Annotated in this window: 18 protein-coding genes; 10 read left to right on the top strand and 8 right to left on the bottom strand. The window is 38.6% G+C overall.

The window, feature by feature from the left end:
• Positions 1–273: 273 nt before the first annotated feature.
• Both Q0779_RS02330 and Q0779_RS02325 read left to right on the top strand, forming a co-directional pair.
• Entirely contained in the window at positions 274–663 is a 390-nt protein-coding gene (locus Q0779_RS02330) for a hypothetical protein (RefSeq protein ID WP_298769073.1), read from the top strand.
• 67 nt (positions 664–730) lie between these two features.
• The gene (locus tag Q0779_RS02325) at positions 731–1,021 is read left to right on the top strand and encodes a YciI family protein (protein WP_298769071.1); all 291 of its coding nucleotides are present in this window, start codon (positions 731–733) and stop codon (positions 1,019–1,021) included.
• 365 nt (positions 1,022–1,386) lie between these two features.
• Here the strand turns inward: Q0779_RS02325 and Q0779_RS02320 are convergent, their stop codons facing one another.
• Complete coding sequence (locus Q0779_RS02320) at positions 1,387–3,021, bottom strand: GMC family oxidoreductase (protein WP_298769069.1); 1,635 nt, start codon at positions 3,019–3,021, stop codon at positions 1,387–1,389.
• 34 nt (positions 3,022–3,055) lie between these two features.
• On the bottom strand, positions 3,056–3,550 hold the full coding sequence (locus Q0779_RS02315; RefSeq protein WP_298769067.1) for a sugar dehydrogenase complex small subunit: 495 nt from the start codon (positions 3,548–3,550) through the stop codon (positions 3,056–3,058).
• Positions 3,551–3,746: 196 nt separating this feature from the next.
• Between Q0779_RS02315 and Q0779_RS02310 the strand changes: the two genes are divergently transcribed.
• The 3 genes from Q0779_RS02310 (at position 3,747) to Q0779_RS02300 (ending at position 6,044) form a co-directional block, all read left to right on the top strand.
• Positions 3,747–5,012, top strand: coding sequence for an MFS transporter (locus Q0779_RS02310; protein ID WP_298769065.1), 1,266 nt, complete (start codon positions 3,747–3,749; stop codon positions 5,010–5,012).
• 48 nt (positions 5,013–5,060) lie between these two features.
• Complete coding sequence (locus tag Q0779_RS02305) at positions 5,061–5,576, top strand: hypothetical protein (protein WP_298769063.1); 516 nt, start codon at positions 5,061–5,063, stop codon at positions 5,574–5,576.
• 138 nt (positions 5,577–5,714) lie between these two features.
• Positions 5,715–6,044 carry a hypothetical protein gene (locus Q0779_RS02300; protein WP_298769062.1) on the top strand — a complete coding sequence of 110 codons (330 nt, stop codon included), beginning with the start codon at positions 5,715–5,717 and terminating at the stop codon, positions 6,042–6,044.
• Between the two features lie 193 nt (positions 6,045–6,237).
• On the opposite strand, the gene Q0779_RS02295 is transcribed toward Q0779_RS02300, so the two are convergent.
• Complete coding sequence (locus Q0779_RS02295; protein WP_298769060.1) at positions 6,238–6,375, bottom strand: hypothetical protein; 138 nt, start codon at positions 6,373–6,375, stop codon at positions 6,238–6,240.
• Positions 6,376–6,585: 210 nt separating this feature from the next.
• Positions 6,586–7,257 (bottom strand): type 1 glutamine amidotransferase domain-containing protein, encoded by a 672-nt coding sequence (locus tag Q0779_RS02290; protein ID WP_298769059.1) that lies wholly within the window; start codon positions 7,255–7,257, stop codon positions 6,586–6,588.
• Positions 7,258–7,389: 132 nt separating this feature from the next.
• On the opposite strand from Q0779_RS02290, the gene Q0779_RS02285 reads away from it, so the two are divergent.
• On the top strand, positions 7,390–8,271 hold the full coding sequence (locus tag Q0779_RS02285) for a LysR family transcriptional regulator (protein ID WP_298769057.1): 882 nt from the start codon (positions 7,390–7,392) through the stop codon (positions 8,269–8,271).
• A 216-nt stretch (positions 8,272–8,487) separates the two neighbouring features.
• Here Q0779_RS02285 and Q0779_RS02280 read toward each other — a convergent pair whose 3' ends face one another.
• Entirely contained in the window at positions 8,488–9,363 is an 876-nt protein-coding gene (locus Q0779_RS02280; RefSeq protein ID WP_298769055.1) for a LysR family transcriptional regulator, read from the bottom strand.
• A 149-nt stretch (positions 9,364–9,512) separates the two neighbouring features.
• On the opposite strand from Q0779_RS02280, the gene Q0779_RS02275 reads away from it, so the two are divergent.
• The 4 genes from Q0779_RS02275 to Q0779_RS02260 all read left to right on the top strand — a co-directional run bounded on the left by Q0779_RS02275 (position 9,513) and on the right by Q0779_RS02260 (position 14,124).
• A complete protein-coding gene (locus tag Q0779_RS02275; protein WP_298769053.1) occupies positions 9,513–9,815 on the top strand; it encodes an antibiotic biosynthesis monooxygenase in 303 nt (100 codons plus the stop codon).
• Positions 9,816–10,808, top strand: coding sequence for a Gfo/Idh/MocA family oxidoreductase (locus Q0779_RS02270; protein ID WP_298769051.1), 993 nt, complete (start codon positions 9,816–9,818; stop codon positions 10,806–10,808). It abuts the gene before it with no gap.
• Positions 10,809–11,241: 433 nt separating this feature from the next.
• Positions 11,242–11,628, top strand: coding sequence for a CesT family type III secretion system chaperone (locus Q0779_RS02265; protein ID WP_298769049.1), 387 nt, complete (start codon positions 11,242–11,244; stop codon positions 11,626–11,628).
• A 42-nt stretch (positions 11,629–11,670) separates the two neighbouring features.
• Positions 11,671–14,124, top strand: coding sequence for an ankyrin repeat domain-containing protein (locus Q0779_RS02260; protein ID WP_298769047.1), 2,454 nt, complete (start codon positions 11,671–11,673; stop codon positions 14,122–14,124).
• A gap of 57 nt (positions 14,125–14,181) precedes the next feature.
• Here Q0779_RS02260 and Q0779_RS02255 read toward each other — a convergent pair whose 3' ends face one another.
• From Q0779_RS02255 to Q0779_RS02245, 3 genes are all read right to left on the bottom strand, one after another.
• Complete coding sequence (locus tag Q0779_RS02255; protein WP_298769045.1) at positions 14,182–16,242, bottom strand: amidohydrolase family protein; 2,061 nt, start codon at positions 16,240–16,242, stop codon at positions 14,182–14,184.
• A 46-nt stretch (positions 16,243–16,288) separates the two neighbouring features.
• On the bottom strand, positions 16,289–18,313 hold the full coding sequence (locus Q0779_RS02250) for a S9 family peptidase (RefSeq protein ID WP_298769261.1): 2,025 nt from the start codon (positions 18,311–18,313) through the stop codon (positions 16,289–16,291).
• Positions 18,314–18,612: 299 nt separating this feature from the next.
• Positions 18,613–19,077, bottom strand: coding sequence for a DUF4442 domain-containing protein (locus Q0779_RS02245; protein ID WP_298769043.1), 465 nt, complete (start codon positions 19,075–19,077; stop codon positions 18,613–18,615).
• Positions 19,078–19,110: the final 33 nt, after the last annotated feature.

Here is a 19,110-nt window from a genome sequence, read left to right as displayed (position 1 = left end):
AATCATAGACCTTATTCAAGGTAGGAGGTACATGAACACAGAACTAAAACAGAAAACAAGACTAAGAGTATGAGTAACCTCAGCAGTAATCCGTTGCTTTCAGCACAAGTATGAATAATGAACAGGCTTACTCGAACGCTGCAATAAGCGACTCAAGTGTGATAGGATTATCATATAGTTGATTTTAAAAGCACATACCCGCATATTTGGGTAATACTTTTTCTCGATTTTACTCTATTTTACATAAGTGCAAAACATCAAGGAATAATAATAATGAAAAACCTAGGAATAGGCGCAGTATTAATGCTGAGTGCAGCTTCTGCAAGTGCTGGTGAGCCGCTCGATATCTGTCTGGTCACGGGAACCCCAGCGAATATAAAGTATGAACAAATTCAGAATATTAAAATAGGCAAAGGCACTTATGGTAGTGTCACTGACATATTACCGGCCTTCGCTGATGAAGCTAATGCCTTAGGAGCAAATGCTGTCGTCAATTATATCGGCTCACAACGTTTTGGTTTTTGGCCTTGGCGTTTTGTTCGCCCAGTCGTCAGAGGTGAGGCAGTCAAGCTGGACTTTGATAACGGTAAAACTTGTGAGGATATAGGTGGAGCAACCGTCAAACGGGTGATTGAAACCAATAAAGAGCCGCACCTGATTTAAAGCCTACACATTATACTAAGGTGATGTGCTAGTCACATCACTCTAATGTTTCAAGTAAGGTATCACTATGTTTATTGTTTCACTCACCTATATCAAACCAATTGAAAAAGTCGACCCCTTTATTTCTGAGCATGTTCATTTTTTAAATGAGCAATATCAATTAGGGCACTTTCAACTCTCGGGCCGAAAAGAGCCTCGTACTGGTGGTGTTATCATTGCTACTGTAAAAGACCGAGCGACATTAGATCAAATATTGACACAAGACCCGTTTCATCGTGAGCATCTAGCAAGTTACGAAGTCACTGAAATCGTGCCGACAAAATCCTCCCAAGCCCTAACGTTCTTGATTGAGTCCTAGACCCATAGCGTGTAGCTCATCCACAAGGTAAAGTAAGGAGCGTAGTTGTAGGAGCAGAAGGCAGCGTATAACAAGCGACTCTCTTAAAAAACATCGATAACGTCAATCGTTTATTTTAAGCTTTTGGCGCTTCCAACAAAAGCAGCGTACCTTAAATAAATAATTATTCCGTCCCATGCCAGTGACCTTTTTTCTAACAAGAATAAATCAATCCTATACTGAGTTAAATAAATAGCACTCTGCCTATTCCTCTACACAAAAATAATTAAGAACATTGAAAATGTTATCAAGAGAACCTTTTTGACACTGTCTCTATCTGAGACAAATCTATTCTAATATGCGGCATAACCACAAGATAAGAAACATTAAACTTGCTTGGATGTTCTGATCTGCCCAAAATCCTTAAGAATGCTCTCTACGGCAAAAAGTGCTAATGCTGCAATGGTTAAACTTGGATTAGCTGCACCAACACTTGGGAAAACGCCAGAGCCGAGTAAAAATAAATTTTGATGATCATGGCTTCGGCTATCAGCATTAACGACAGATGTCTGTGCATCAGTTCCCATCTTATAAGTGCCCATGATATGGCCACTTCCTACATAACCTTCATGATGATGGACCTCACTCACACCTAAAGTATCAAAAATATAATCATGAAATTGTTTTACTTTCACGAGTGCTAAACGTTCATAGTCTCCGATCTGATAACTAATTTCAGGTCTTGGTAATCCAAGCTTATCTAAATGGCCTTGACTCAAGGTAACACGATTATTTTTATTCGGAAGTTGCTCCACTAGCCCGGTTAATCTTAACTGATGTTGTATTCGATTTTTAAGATCCAGTTTCAATTCAGTCCCATAGGAATTTCGATTAATCAATTCAATACTATCAGTATTAGGGGCACCAGTGGGCCACCACCACCCATCGTTACCTATTTCAATTCGAAATGCTGCTCGTTTCGTACGAAAATCCCCATGCCGAGTCGTTTCTATTCCTGAAGTGCTTAGCGGCCCTCTGAAAGGATAAAGCGGCTCTTTGGTTAATGCCCAGCTTAAATATGCTGGATGATCCATCAAATTACGCCCGACTAAGTCACTGCTATTGGCGACGCCATTAGGTGTATATTTTGATTTTGACATAAGCAAGATTTTAGGTGTTTCGATTGCATTTGCAGCTAACACATAGCAACGTCCGAACACTTTATGCTCTTTTCCATGCCAATCTAAATAACGCACAGCCTCTACTTTTTGGTTTGCGTCAACATCAAGACGATGGACAACCGCTTTATCGATGACTTTGACCCCAAGTTTTGTCGCCATGTCAACATGCTGAGTCGCATCATATTTTGCTCCTATTGGACAAATAGGTATACAACTCGCATTTCCTTGACACCAAGATGCCCTCGCTTGTGGAGTCGCTCTTACATCAAGCGAAATCCCATCTATTTTTCGACCCAGTAATGATTTGTGTAACACAGTGTCTAAGTAACTTTGCTTGATTTCTGAAGAAAAATAATCTTTTTTTCGAGGCGATCCTAAATCATATTGACTATTACCAGATACTTTAAGTTCATGCTCAGCCAGTGAATAGAAAGATTCAAGTTCTGAATAATCAAGCGGCCAATCTGCTGCTTGCTGATACTTTGAGTACATCTTAAAATCTTCAGGTAAAAGCCTAAGTGCAGTGCCTAGCCAATGCCAAGTCGATCCCCCGACGACTCTCTCATAAGTACTGGTAAAAGTTTCTCTACCTGCCTGAATATAATACCCATTCGGATTATCTGATGTTGGCCTCGGAGACATAGGATTATCAAAATAAGCAGATTCAGGCGTTTTTAATAATGATGAACGATACTTTTCTACATGTTTTTCTCTACTTGTAATATAAGGACCCGACTCAAGTATAATCACACTTAATCCAGCTTGAGCTAATTTGTATGCAGTAAGGGAACCTGCGACACCAGAGCCTACAATAATCACATCAGCATCAACAGTCTCCATATTCACCTCTTCACATTCGACACAAATAAATACATTAAAGGGGTAAATGCCAACCGAAATCAGGTATACTTTTCGCTGTGACTCCTGCCGCTCTCCATTGCAGAGCATTAACATAGGCGTAAGCCTTTAATACGGGATCAGCTTGCTTATTCTGTAAAAGCCCCGTATACCAAAGAGTGAGAATTTCTTGGCAAACCTTTTGATTTTGTTTCATAAATGTCTCAGCATTATTTGGGTTTAATGGATAACGCCCCTCAAGAAGGATATAATCGTCAAATGATTGTAAGCAGCGCTTTATTTTTTCTTCACCGAAACTTCTTGTTAAATCCATTTGATATGCATTCAGCAGCTTTTCATCTAAGGAATCAAATCCGCATAACCACATAGACAGAGACTCAAAAGTTTGCTTGGAAGAAGTCGGCACAGCAATTGACAATGACGTTAAACCCGAATGTAATAAAACTAGACCAGAAAAAGCGAGAGGGAAATAGGTTAATAAAGTTCGACGTTCAATATTGATCTTCTTCATATTTCAGTTTCAAAATGAATATTACACTCAGTAATCTTAGACTAAAAAACAATGATGAGAAGGAAAATCACCAATTGAGCAAAGCTAGAACGGGCAAAGCTTATGTTCGTCATTCTGTGTCTACACAGTACAGGCTATATATTGCTAAAAAATAGACTACCTTTACTGTAATTGTATTGAATTTCGAGCGCAGGCCATGTTGACACAAGCCAAGCCCCATCAACGAAAAATTCTGTTGCTTTGTAGTGTCGGCGGATTACTTGAATTTTATGATTTTATTATATCGGCCTTATTAGCCGGTTACATTGCGACCATCTTTTTTCCAGTCGATGCGAATATCAATGGACTGCTCGCGGCTTTTGCTACTTTTTCAGTGAGTTATTTCGCCAGACCTCTTGGGGGAATTATTTTTGGCCATTTTGGTGATGTCTACGGACGTAAACATGCTTTTACTGTTTCAGTCCTTATCATGGCAATCGGTACTTTTTGCATTGGATTAATTCCTAGTTATAACAGTATCGGTATTTTTGCTCCGCTGTTACTCGTTGCATGCAAAATGTTACAAGGCTTTTCAATTGGCGGTGAAATTCCGGGAGCAATTACCTATATTAGTGAGTTTTTTCCTAACAAAAAGGGAGTGACCAATGGCATTATTTTTTGTTTTCTGATCAGTGGGATCACAACAGGCTACCTTGTTTTAGGAGGGTTGAAGTATTTCTTTCCCCATGAAAGTATCTTAAATTGGGCATGGAGGATCCCTTTTTTCATTGGTGGCATCTTTGGTATTATAGCCTTTTATTTGAGAAAAAAATTAATTGAAATTCCAGAGTTTCATCCTTATTTAAACCCTCAGCAGCCTTTTCCTTTAATCGAAGTAATTAAAAAGTATTGGCAGATCTCCATTTTAGGGGCTTTATTAACAGGCTTTGGCGCACTCATTATCATTAGTTTATTTACTTTCCTGCCCGTTTATTTAACCAAAATTCTGGGATATACCTCTGATAACCTTATATGGATAAGCGCGCTATTTGTGTTCATATCCGCTTTAAGCTGTATCTTTTTTGGTTGGATATCCGATAAAGTGAACAATAGAGTCTCATTGTTAATATTGCTTATTATCGGCACATGTGTATTCGCTTTCCCTATTTTTTATATTTATATTCATCACTTTATTTTTTACCCTATGGTGTTATTCGTCAGTGCACTGCTTGTTGGGTTATGCTGGGGAAATATCCCTGCTATGTTTGCAGAGTTTTTCCCCCATCAGGTTCGCTATTCCGGTATCGGTTTATCTTATAATCTAGGCTTTGGGATCATAGGAGGGCTTGCACCGCTTATTTTACTCAGTAGTATCAAATGGGGTGAGACGTCAATCGCCCCGGCTTATGTGCTAGTGCTTGCGGCAATCATTATTTTGTTGGCACTGTTAATTTTTAAACATGCCATAAAGCCTAAAAAATAGTAATGCCCATAATATTTTTAAGTTTATAACCATTTAAAGAGGAAAATTATGTTACGTATTGTCATCTCAGTTATCAGTGTGCTCTTGCTTGTTTTAGTCATAGGGTATGGATTACAGCATGAAGAAGCATTCCAAAAAGATACGCCCAATACGTTAGCAGGCACTATTTTAACGGGAGAAGTCACCATTAATCATGGACAGACACTATATGGTCACCCGACATTACATAGCTCCCTTTATAATGTATTCAGTAATGCGACAACATTTTGTGCACTGCCTTTTAAAGGTGCTAAAGTAAATGAGGCTGAAAAAGAGAATGTCAGTGGCCATTATACATATCAAAAAACAGCCCCCATGCAAGCAACATTATGGTTTACACTGGATAACCCTAAACAAAATAAAGGATTAAAATTACGAGTCCTGTTAACCTTTACTCATGAAATGGGTGGAACATTTACGTCTCAATATTATGATGAAAATAATCAACCTGAAAAAGCCACCCAAGAAGGACATTTTCAGCTAAATATGAATACTGGCAATAAAACCTGCCCCTTACCCGATTAAAAATACCGCTTTCCCCCTAAGCTTTACCATTACAGCCTGTTACTCAGCACAGGTAGCACGTCTATCTAAAACTAAATAATTAAGATAAAATAAACGCTATCAATTAAGGATCCAATAATAATTAAGGGAACTCACCTCATGTTAAAAAAATTCATGCTTTTACTCTTGCTTCTCACTAGCGTACCTATTTCTGCCACTTCGGCTTGGTACCTAGGCACGATTAATCGAGTTTGGCCAAATGCACAAGATGGCGGCTTTGTCATTACCTTCAGTGGTAACTCTAGCCTTAGTGATTGTAAACATGGTTATGCTTATTTTTTAACAAGCCAACTCCAGCCTGAAATACTGAAGAACTCATTATCCGTTGCGCTATCTGCTTTCCATGCTGGTTCATCGGTTGGTGTCATTATCGATAAAGCCCTTCATGATGGATCATGCCTTGCAACAGGTATTGATCTGCGCAAGTAATTTGTCACGTCATTAGCCACTCAAAAAATAACCCAATTACCCGTAAAGGATGAGTGGAGAACTGATTTAGCTAAGGTATTTATAATACTTAGCTTTTTTATTTAATGAGTTATAGGGAACGACTTACAAGAGATCCGTTGAAGTCAGTTTCAGCCAGTGATAACTTAATATGCCAATCCCTAGAACTCAACAACTACCGCAAACCTGAATATCGATTAATCACGGCCTCTGTCAACAATAGTGGCGTTAACTGTGCCAATATTGATATTAAATGTTCCATTTTCCAATGACGTGCTTCGGCTTTTTTCGACTCCAATATTTCAAAAGTCAAAAAGGGGTACCAATACCTGCAAGTAACATAATAGAAGGATAGATAACTGAATTAGACATGAAATTTTTGACCTCAGCCTTCTATAATCAGCTTCCTTTGAATCAATAAGGCTCTGCGGATCATTCACACAGAGCCTTGAAATAGTTAGCTCAGAAATAGTTAACTCAACTTATTGCCAAATGGCTTAGCTCAAAGTACTTACTCAAAGTACTAGCTCAATTGCTTGACGATGGCTTCACCCACTGCATGTGCACTGCCAGGATTTTGCCCTGTAATAACTCGACCATCTTCAATAACAAATGCAGCCCAAGGCTGAACTTTATTAAAGCGCGCAGCTTTACGAGTTAAAGCTTCTTCCATTAAGAAAGGAATGTCATTAATAGTGCCATAATCAATTTCTTCTTCACGGGTAAAGCCTGTCACCGATTTTGTAGCCAGCAAGAATTCACCGTTACTGAGTTTGATAGGCAGCAGACCCGCTGGACCATGACATACCGCGGCTAAAATGCCTCCGTTTTCATAATGCTGGGCACTTAATTTAGCAAAATCTTCATTGGTAGCCAGATCCGATAACAAGCCAAATCCTCCTGGATAAAACACAGCATCATAATCGCTAATGTTAACTTGAGATACAGGAAGCGTATTATTCACACGATTTTGAAAGTCCTCATCACCTAATATGTGACTATTAACGTCATCTCCTTCTATGTCAGTACCATAAATTGGCGCTTTCCCACCTTGAATAGAAGCAATGTCATAATCAATGCCTGCCGCTTGTAAAACATGAACAACGTGCGTTAATTCTGGTGAAAAGGTTCCGTTTGCTTGATCTGTTTCGCCTAAAGTTCCGTGATTTGTTACAGGAATTAGTACTTTTTTCATGATAGTGCCTCGTGAATTTATGTATTGAGTGGTTCTTTTCAAACCGTGAAGCTACTATAATGTATTGCAGTATAAGTTTTAATATGCTCAATTGGTCAAACAGTATTGCTATTTAGCAACAATAGAGGCTAGATGAACAGCTTTGATGGAATAATTGAATTTGTGACAGTGGCTGAAACCCACGGCTTTTCAACAGCGGCTAAGCAACTCAACTGCAGCACGAGCCATGTCAGTCGACAGATTGCTCGTTTAGAAGAACGTTTAGGCTGCGCGCTATTTGCCCGTTCGACTCGTTTAGTCACTCTGACAGACAATGGCAGTGCCTATTATCAACACGCTAAAAACCTTGTCATCGGACTTCAGCAAGCCAACGAGCAAGTCAACCTCAAACAAGTTGACCTCAGCGGCACGCTAAAAGTCAGCGCAGCGGGTGGCTTTGCCGAACATTATCTTGCTCCCGCCTTAATGGCCTTTGTTTCCAAGTATCCTCAGCTCAACATCGATTTAGATCTCAATAGCCGTGTGGTGAATTTGTTAGAAGATGGTATCGATTTCGCCATTCGCTATGGTGAATTAACCGATTCTAGTTTAGTTGCTCGGAAACTCGTTAGACGCCCCATGATGGCCGTTGCTAGCAAAGATTATGTGACAGAAAATGGCCTCCCCACACACCCTAACCATCTGAAAAACCATAACTGTATTGTTTCCAATAATGACACGTGGGAATTCAATATGGATGGTAATAAAGTCGGAATAAAAATCAAAGGGCAATGGCGCAGCAATAATGCCAATGTCGTATTAGAAGCATGCAAAAAAGGGCTGGGGATCGCTTACATGCCAAAAAGCACCTTTACAACGGCGATAGAAAGTGATGACGTTATTCCTATACTGGAACCCTTTTGGGGACAAGGTACCAGCAGTTGGATTGTTTATCAAAATAAACGCTTTATGCCATTACGTGTTCGACTGGCTATTGATTTTCTAGTGCAATATTTTGCTGATTGGGATGAGTAGATTGACTCTTGATAAACACAATGTCATCGATTCTGTAATGATGATGGACTGACATCAAACTTAATACATGCAGGTCAAGCGCTGGCCTATTCACCCGATGATTGGATTCAGGCTCAAGGCCTCGTTCTCATTACAGCTGTAGATGCCAACACGAGCCATAAAGAAGATATTTTCATTGTGAGTAGAAGCCCAGCAATCATCGAGAAGTGTATTCAATTAAATTAAGGATGAGAGTAAAAAATCAATAAAAGTGCGGATTTTTAAAGGTTGTGTGGTACTTTTATATAATAGGTTTATCGGTAATGGTTGCGGGGCTGAATCGATGAGTACTTCGATTAACTCCCCGGTTTCGATACTATCTGCAAGCAATAATCTTGGTTGTAGTATAATCCCCCCGCCAGCCATTGCAGCGACTTTTAAAGCTGATCCACTGTTTGAGATCAAACGGGTGTGGGACTTATCAAAGGCCAATGTTTCATGACGTAATATCTGATTAATCTGTACATCACCATAATGAAAACCTAAACAGGAATGAGATAGCAAAGCATCGATAGAGTCGGGGATCCCTGCTTGCTTAAGGTAACTAGGCGATGCACAAAATATCATATCATATTCCCCTAACTGTCGAGCGATTAAGGATGAGTCGGCTAAATTGCCAATGCGGATCACCAAATCGAAAGGATCATGTAAGGGATCGATAACGCCATTATCTAAAATAAGTTCAATATTTATTTGAGAATAGGCTTGTAAAAATTTAGCTAAAATTGGCGCGAGGATTTGATGACCATAAGTCACAGGAGAGTTAATTCTGATCAGACCTTTTGGATCATGATTAAATTGCTGCAAACCGTTTTCTGCTTCTGCAATTTCAGCCAATAAACGCCGACATTCAAAATAATACTGCTCACCACCCTCGGTTAGTGATTGTTTACGAGTCGTTCGATTCAATAATCGCACGCCTAATGCTGCCTCTAATGCATTAATATGTTTCCCCACCATAGTCGCGGTAATGGATAAACGCACTGCGGCCTTTGAAAAGCTCCCTGAGTCCACCACAGCCACTAAGGCCTGCATACTTTTTAATTTATCCATGTTCCCCCTCATATCTTGTTCAACACAGAACAACTGCTTTCAATTAACAACCTATAGTTGGTAAAGTTTAAACCAAAACAGAATTTATTAACTTAAATAGGTGTAATAAAGTCATTAACCTTTTTGACTAACCTAAAATTGAGTAAACAATGTTAAAGCAAGGCCTTTTTATTACTGCAGAGTTACGCGTCAAAGCCGACGCTGATTTACCCGTCGCCATCGATGCCATCCATACTTTTTGTGAAGCAATGGAGAGTGAAACGGGCTGCTCTATGGCCATCGCTTTTCAAGATAAACAAGATCCCTATCGATTCATTTTTTGGGAACGATACGATGATGAAGCCGCATTTGAGCAACATTTTAACGCTAAGCATACTCAAACCTTCATCGAACTGGGTTTGACCGATTTAGTTCAAGCCTTTGAACTTAATAAACTTGTAAAAGGAAACTAAATGATGGTTAAACCACTTAAATGGGGCATACTGGGCACCAGCTTTATTTCAGGTGTCATGGCAGACGCCATTATTGAAGACGGTAAAACAGTAATCCACAGTGTCGCAGGTCGCAATAGCGATACCTTACACGCTTTTTCGAAGCAGTATGACATACCTTATACGTATCAAAATTTTGATGCATTAATCAGTGATGAGGCCGTAGATATCATCTACATCGCTTTACCAAATCATCTACACCACGAATATATTATTAAAGCCTCACAGGCCGGAAAAGCCATTCTATGTGAAAAATCCTTATCCATTGATATGGAAAAAACTCAAGAGGCCATCAAGGCAGTCAAACAACATGATGTCTTTTTTGCAGAAGGGCTCATGTACCTCTGTCACCCTTTTGCCGAAAAAATTAGCCAAGTCATTGATGCAGGTTCAATTGGCCAAATCAAATCCATCTCAGGGCAGTATTGCGCGGCCATTGCAGACTTTGTCAATCCCTTAAGCCATGGCGCACTGTATAATTTAGGCTGCTACCCAGCCTCATTAATGCATCTAATTTTGAAAAAGCACTTTGGTGAAAACATTTTCGACAAGGCCGTGGTAAGCGCCCAAGGCCGACGCGGGCAAGATGGCAATATCAATGAAAGCAGTGCGATATTTCGTTTCAATAATGATGTCATATGTCAATTACATACGGCCGAAAATTACGGCCTACATGCTGCATTTACGGTATTAGGCACAAAAGGCAAACTCGACATTATCTCCAACCCTTGGTTACCGGAGGCAGCAGGTAATCAATTACGTGTTAGCCAGTATGAGCAAACAGAGAAAATCATTGATGTCACCGCCGACGGTAATGCTTTTTTATATCAAGTCAGGCAAGTACGAGAAGCCTTAGAAACGGGTAAGACATCTTTGTGTTTTCCAAGTGTCACTATTGACGATTCTATGCAAATCATGCAAATACTCACTGATTGGGAAACAGCAGCGACATAAGGTGATAGTCAGCACCTGAAGATACATGTTTCCATCGCTCTTAAAAAAACGTCACGCTTGTGGCAAGGTTAAAGAGGGAGTAATCATCCCTCTGAACCTTACACCTTCAATGAATTTGGGTATATGAATGGTACCACCACTTAAAACTGTAATAATACTCCAGTAAAACTATTAATATTTTCTGAATAACTTTGATATAAGAAAGAAAGTATTCTGAACAAAAACATTACTACTCCACTCACAAAAATTAATAACAACTAATTTTTATTGACAAGCTATTAAACAAATGAATGCCAAGTCAATTAGTCATAAAATCAAAGAAGTAACTGGTAAGATGAGATAATTACATTTAAATTGAAATACGATATATGACTGAAAAATAATCATATAGATTAACTAAAAATTAAATATAGTTAATCTTACTGGCGGTCATATGCAAGAACATTTCAAATCTTTGATACATTTTTACTTCGATAATAAAAACCTCACCATAAACAATAATATTGTCACTTTAGCCATCAATGATGAGCTTGAAATCAATATAATTTATATCGAAGAAACATTTTCAATACATATTTCCGCTTATATTTCTACAATCAACGACAATGAACGATTAAGTATTTATGAAAGACTGCTTATAGGGAATTACCTATGCAGTGATTCCGCCGACGGAACCCTTGGTATTTGTCCTGATAAAAAACACATTGTTTACAGTTATAAAATAAATGCATCAATTAACGATTTTGAATTTAAAGATTGCATTAACTCTGTCATTGAAAAAAGCCTAAAGTTCAAGAATTCATTCTCAATTTCTCACTAATATTTTAAACCTTTGCAGCATAAAATATAGGAATAAAACCTCATGCCAACATTATCTCAACTACCTAATTCTCCTAAGTTTCAAGATTTAGTACCTGAATCAATAAAAAACTTCTCAATTAATAATACAACCTCAAGAGAATTAAATTTTGTTTCAACTCATAAAGGTAATGATGTCATTTTACAGGATGTTTCCGAGCAAACAATGTCGCATTTAATGAAAGCTAAAGAAGCCATTATATCCATTAAATATCAAGATGGAATCGAGTTTATTGGCAACCAAAGAGCCCATATTAAATTCACTGAGGGTGAATCGAATATCAATGCTCTTGCCGGTAAAAGAATGCATTATTTTCTTGATTCTGCTAAGGGCACAATAAAGCAAAATGAATATGATAAATTTGGTGAAATTGAACAAGCGGTTTATAGAGCTAAACTCTCTAAAGGATCATTTTGTGGAGATGTGGGCCGCTTACTCTTTGCGAAATTAGCCGCTAAAGAGCACAGTTTGCCCGTACATTTGGCTGCTTGGAGTAATGACCACTCAGTTGTCATCATTGGGGAGTTGGATCCCAAAACCAATAAACCTATGGATGATGCAATTGTTATTGATGCATGGTGCCTACACCCAACACCTGTATTGTATAAAGACTCTTGCTTCCAAGATGTGAAAATTACAAAAACAGCTAAACCGACCACAACACAAGAAGGTCAAGAACTCCAGAAAAAAATGCAAACCTGCCTTAAAGAATCAACTGAAGTCTTTAACAATGAAAATAAAAATAGGTTACTACAGAAACAAGATGCATCTAAATTTCTTACCAAACAATCAATTAACACATATAACAACTCAATAAACAATTTCGATATTAGTAATGAAATACTATTAAGAACGGATAAGCTATGGGATCACCCCTCACCATATAAATCTGGATCAGAAAGCATTCACGTCTATAGAAACACGAGTAATAATATCATGCAGACATTTGATGTTCATGATGAGCAATATCTAAATTCAGTTCAAAATGGTCGTGAATCATTAAACAATACTGATTTAAACAACATACAAACAGGCTTTACCCAAGCATTACTGGATCAAGATGTATCCATCAATGATTTAAAAATCCTCCTTAAAGCAGATCCTAAAGCAATCAATGCGACCAATAATAAAGGTCATAGTCCTATTTATTATGCTCTTAATACCTACTTTGGAAATGAAAAAGCTTTAACCAATGAAGAAACATCACTTTTAAAAGAAAAAATAGATTTAATACTAGAACATAATACTGATACTAGTGATCCTAAGTTGCTTTCTTTAGTCATAGATAGTCAAAACAGAAATAACGATACCTACGAAATATTGACTAAACTTGTTGCTAAAAATACCAAAATAAATACTCCCGATAAAGCGGGATTTACACCATTAACAGAATTATTAAGCTATGGGGACAATACGGATGAAAGAGCATTTAACATTATTGCCTCACACCCAAAAATCAATGTAAACAAGCCAGATGGAAATGGTACATATCCACTCTTTAAAGCACTAGACATTATCCTACAAAATAAAGATATAGGCTTTGAAGATGGTAAAGAAGAAATGTTTAATACACTCGTTAAGCATAACAAAATTAATCTCAATATAACGACCCCATCGACTGATAAAACACCGTTAATGGTGCTTTGCGAAGATGAAAATGCAGATGTAGTAGATCATCTTGCTAAAACAATGATCGATAAAATGTCAGCTCAAGACTTGATCAAGCAAGATAAACAAGGTGAAAGTGCATTAATGAAAGCGGTTGACTCTAAAAACTCCAAAATAGCCGAAATGATAATAAATAAATTATCAGGTAAACAATTAATGCAGCTAGACTCAAAAATGGACTCTGTATTAATAAAAGCCATCAATAATCAAGACCACAAAATTGCGGCATTAATCCTTAAAAAGCTACCAAAAGAGAGCTTAACGAAGCCTAATATCCACGGGGAAACAGCTCTCATGAAGGCAATCAGTTCGGGAAATACAGAAATAGCAAAATTGATCTTAGCAAAGTTATCTACTGATGACTTACTACAGCTCGACTCCCAAAGAAAATCTGTATTAATGTTGGCTATTGAAAATAATAATAATGAGATTGCTAAACTGATCCTCGAGCGGGTGCCATCAATAAGCTTAACAAATATAGATATAAAAAATAATACATCTTTATCTTTGGCGATAAAAAATAATAACGAACCGATATTACAATTGTTACTTAAAAAAGAAGGTGAGCATTTACGAATGCCTCTAACAAGCCTAACAAATAACGAGAGTAAGGTGAAATTAGAGACTTTACTCACTTGGGCTGAAAAACAGGTTGAAAGTCAAAGCTTTTCTGGGAAATTGAGTCGTTTTTTTAGCAAAAAAGAACCATCAACTCCCCTTTCAACTATTTCCCTTAATTTATTAGAACAAATTACTAAGATGCCTTATTTAACACAAAGAACGGTATAACCTCTCCCCATTTAATAACAATAGCCTCTAAAAATGAGGCTATTGTTATCTCTAACATTAATGTAATTGCGTCGCTTTAGCGCCTGTTACGATCGCAGGTTGAGTAAAAGGTTTTACTCCTAAAGTGCGATAGAGATCAGCGGTTTTATAAAAGTGATTACCTTTGACCACCAGCGATATTTTTCGAAGATCACTCATATTTTTGGTTGGATCGCCCTCAACTAAAATGACATCGGCATTCTTACCTTCTTTGATTGAACCAGAAAGATGACCCGCTCCGACTAAATTAGCGGAATTGATACTGGCCATGGCTAAAATATCAAAGGCAGGGATACCTGCTTGCTCATAAAGCTCAAGCTCTCTGTGTAAAGTAAAGCCCGTTAAATTATCAGTGCCGGGCACAATAGGCACTTGATTATCATAAAGCACTTTCACCATGTCGATTAATGCATCAGCACTTTTTTTATACTCAGCTAATGCTGTGCCCTTCACATTCATTGCAGCCCCTTTAAGCTGTCTTGATGCTGCTGGAGGGAGATGATCTATAATGGCTAAGTACTCAGGGTTGGTTTGCCTATCTTCTGCGATTAATAAACTTCTAAAAGTCGACACAGTGGGATCCACAGTCACTCGCTTATCAGCCAACAGCTTTATCAAATCTTTCATTTCAGGGCTGTTTAAATCCATAGCGCCGGCTTTTTCACCAATTAATGAAAACCGTAACTGCTGTCGAGTATCAGCATGAGTCCCTGCCAAGAAGTTCAGAAAAATCATATTAATATGCTGAATTTCATCGTAGCCAGCTTTGACTGCCTGCTCGGCTGTCATAAACGCAGGAATATGACCGCTCACCCGCAAGCCTCTGTTATGCGCCCGCTCTGCTAGAGGTTTCACCCAAGTCGGATCAATAGAGCTGTATAACTTAATTTGAATATAACCGTTATCGGCAAACCAATCGACGGTATTCAATGCTTCTTCTAATGTTTCTACCGATAAACCGGCAGAATATTCACTTTTTTGATCCATAAAACCTGCACGATACACGTGTGGCCCAATGATCTGATTAGTGTTAAATAACGCTTCAATCTCCATAATACTGTCATGATTACTGCCCATATCACGCACACTCGTGACGCCAGCCGCGATATCAAGTAATCCATCATCTTTTGATAAATGCCCATGCATGTCCCAAAGGCCGGGCAATAATGTTTTTCCACTACCATCAACAACTTGCATATTATTTTCTTGTGGAATATGTTTGGCGATTTTCTTGATTTTCCCCTCTTCCAGCAACACGTCGGTTTGCTCAATCAGTTTGCCGCTCTCAACGTCAACGATATTACTGCCCTGAATAAGCAATTGGGAATAAGAATGACTTAATTTATCAGCCATATTTTCAAGATAAGATTTTTCTTCATTTTGCTGGATCTCACTCAAGACTTTCAAGTTTTCAAGACTAAATCCTTGCCGGATCACCCGCATAAATCCCCCCATATTTTGAGCAAATAAACGGCCTTTATCGTCATACCAAGCAAAATCTGGTGTAAAGTCCAATCCACTGAGCGCGTATAAATACACCCGTGCTTTGTTACCATCATGCTCAATCTCTTGTTCATTGAGTATGGTTAATGACGCATGACCACTGGGCAATAATGCCAAGGTTTTAGAAGGCGATGATAATAATGCCCTCACAAATGCCGCATCCGTTGCAATTGAGCTATCGGCAGGAATATAAAAACGAGGCTCATTGACTGCTATGCTCCCCACATCTTTCGCGCTCTCCCATTTAGCCCGATGATTTTTAATGCTAAAAGTCTCATTAATCGCAGAGCCAAAAGGGGATTGCCCCTGAGCTTGAAACCTAATTGGCATACCATTTTTATCTAAGGTCACCGATTCATTAATTTTCAAGCGACGGTTATTCCAGCCCACTTCAATAAAGCCACTGTAATCAAATTCACTTTCTTGGGTAAATACAGCCTTTCCCGCTAGCCCTTTTTCGGTATAAAGTAAATTAGTCACGGAGTCTATTTTTCCCGCGAGTACATTAACGCTCCAACTGCTACTCACTAACATGAGTAACAAGCATAACCAGCCTTTATTGATTTTTCTTATCATTCTCTTCTTCCTTGTATGTGTATTGGAGACGTTAAACAATCGCTCTTTAGTCATCTTCGCCTTCGTGCTTTTTTGTACCACCGTATTGTTCAAACCACCATAAAATATAAGCCACTTTTGTCAGTAAACGAGAGGGCCGTGCAGTAATACTATGACTGGCATTGGGAATACGCACCATCATGGTATCGACTTGTTTCAATTTCAATCCCTGATAGAGTTGTTCTGATTCAGTAATAGGCGTTCGGTGATCTTCTTCACCAGTCAATAGCATGGTAGGAGTTTCCATCTTATCCACATAGCTAATGGGAGAACGTTTCATATAGCTTTCAGGATCATTCCAAGGTTTATCTGCAAACCAATATTGAGCAAAAAAAGGATAAAAATCGGCTGTTAACACAAAACTAAACCAATTAATGACAGGTTTTGCCACCACAGCCGCAGAAAAACGCGTCGTATGACCAATAATCCAAGCGGTTAGCACACCTCCGCCAGAGCCGCCAGTGACAAAAAGACGTTTATCATCAATAAAGCCCTTAGCGATTAATGTATCTACCCCTGTCATTAAGTCATCATAATCTTGACTCGGATAGTTATTATGTATCTTTTGAGCAAACTCAGCACCATAACTTGAACTTCCCCTTGGGTTCATATACAAGACCACATAGCCCGCAGCCGCATAAAGTTGTCCCTCCGCCGAAAAATGTGGCCCATAAGCCGCAGTGGGCCCACCATGGATTTCAAGGATCAGTGGGTATTGTTGACGTTTATCAAAATTTGGCGGATAAAGCACCCAGCCTTGAATAGGCAAATCATCATAGCTTGATTTCACTTCAATAGTATCAAGCTTGGCCAAGGTTTTACCTGCCAGTGCATCTTGATTAAGTTGAGTCAGTACATCGTGTTTACCTTGCTTAATCATGCCTATTTCGGCTGGCATTTGAGGGTTTGATTGAGTAAACACTAAAGTGCCATCATGGGCCACATCAAAATCACCGCCAGAATAAGGACGACCTAAAAAATGATTACCAATATGCTGGGTGATAAGCTTTCGATTTGCCGATAAAGGCTGAAAGCTCACACTGGTATTGCCTTTATCATCATATTGAATATACACACCCGTGCCTTTTGCATTCCACTTAATTGCATCGATATTGCGGTCAAGATCTTGCGTCAGCACACGCACCTTGTCCTCTTTTAACGAACGCACATAAAGCTTGGAATTTTGATAATTCATGCCGTTATCATCAAAGCCTAAATACGCTAAATATTGTCCATTAGGCGACACCTTTGGAAGAACATCCGGCCCGTTTCGATCGGTAATGGCCGTTATTTCTCTTGAGCTCAACACTAAGCGATAAACTTCACTGCGAATAGGTGCTAACACTAAATTATCAAAACGTTGAGCCGAAAAATACATCGACTGCCCATCAGGTGCCCAACTCACCTCCCCTGAATGATCATAATCCTCAGAGGTCAATTGTTGCGCATTACCACCATGAGCTTCAATCATAAAAATATGTTTGAAACCAGGCTGAATATAACCCGCGCCATCTTGTCGATATATCAGCTCATCAATCACTACCGCCTCATCAGCCCAAGTGGCGCCTTTTGGCTTACCCGCAATTTTAACTGGCCTATTAACTTGTTTTGCCACAAACATATTAAAAGCAATAAAACGATTATCAGGCGACCAAGTTAAGTGACTCGGCATTTCATTTAAATGGCTTATCATGGCTATCGCCCCTGTTTTCAGCCATTTTATAAAAATTTGGGGTTGACCCGAGCGAGTTGAAATGAAGGCGAGTTTTTCTTGATCCGGCGACAAGACGGGCGAGAAATCAGCATGAATACCTGATGTTACGGGCAACATTTCTTTGGTTTGAGTGTGTATTGACCAAATGTTCTTAACTTGTTTATCTGTATTGATATCCATTCGATTACGCACAAAATAGACTAACAGGCCATCATGACTTATCGCGAGATCACTAGCATATTCTAGATTGAAGACATCCATGGGATTAAAGTCACTGTCATTATTAACGCTTGCCTGTGCCAATAAAGGAGACAACAAGAATGATAATATTAATAGATAGAATAGTGATAATTGAGCCCATATGGGGCTTTTTATAAAATGAGCTTTTAACACGTTTCATCCTTGTATCAGTTAATTTTATTTTTATAATCCACTTGAAGATGCCAGTTTTTTTAATATCGAACAAGCCAATTTCTTTACTTCACTCAACAAAGAAGTGCAGTGAAAATACCTGAAATTGACTTCCTTCGTGGCATTTAATGACAATGCAATCAAAATAAATATTTTGTAAGTAAACATGTCACCTGACCAATAAAGATGACAAAATGAATCAGTAATTACCGACCTTGTTTACGCCTGATATAAATAATTTTTGTGATCTTAGCGATAACCTCTCCAGCTTCATCTTTAATATACACAATAAGCTCTGGAAGATATTTATCGCCTTTTTCTGTTGCCTGATAAATATTCTGCAATAATGCATCATCGATGACAAAATCACATGACACTCGGCCTTTACCCGGTTTAATAAACTCAATATTAGCGGACTGATCCCACACTTTAAAATCGCGACCAAGAACTTGAATAAGCATCAACATAAACCAAGGATCGGTCATCGAAAATAAATTCCCCCCAAAATGGGTTCCCACATAATTTTGGTTATACCAACGAAGTGGCATAGTCACTGTCAATTGCCGAAAATCTTTGCTGAGCTTTTTGATACTGATCCCAGTAAATAAATAGGGAGGGTACAGATTCATCACCCTTTTAAAAATCCAATTTTGAGAAAGTAACGACTTCATATCACTCTTTTCCTTGTTATTTTTATTGTTATT

Source organism: uncultured Shewanella sp., assembly GCF_947491715.1.
In the GTDB taxonomy this organism is placed as follows: Bacteria; Pseudomonadota; Gammaproteobacteria; order Enterobacterales; family Shewanellaceae; genus Shewanella.
This window is presented reverse-complemented; position numbering and strand designations above follow the sequence as displayed.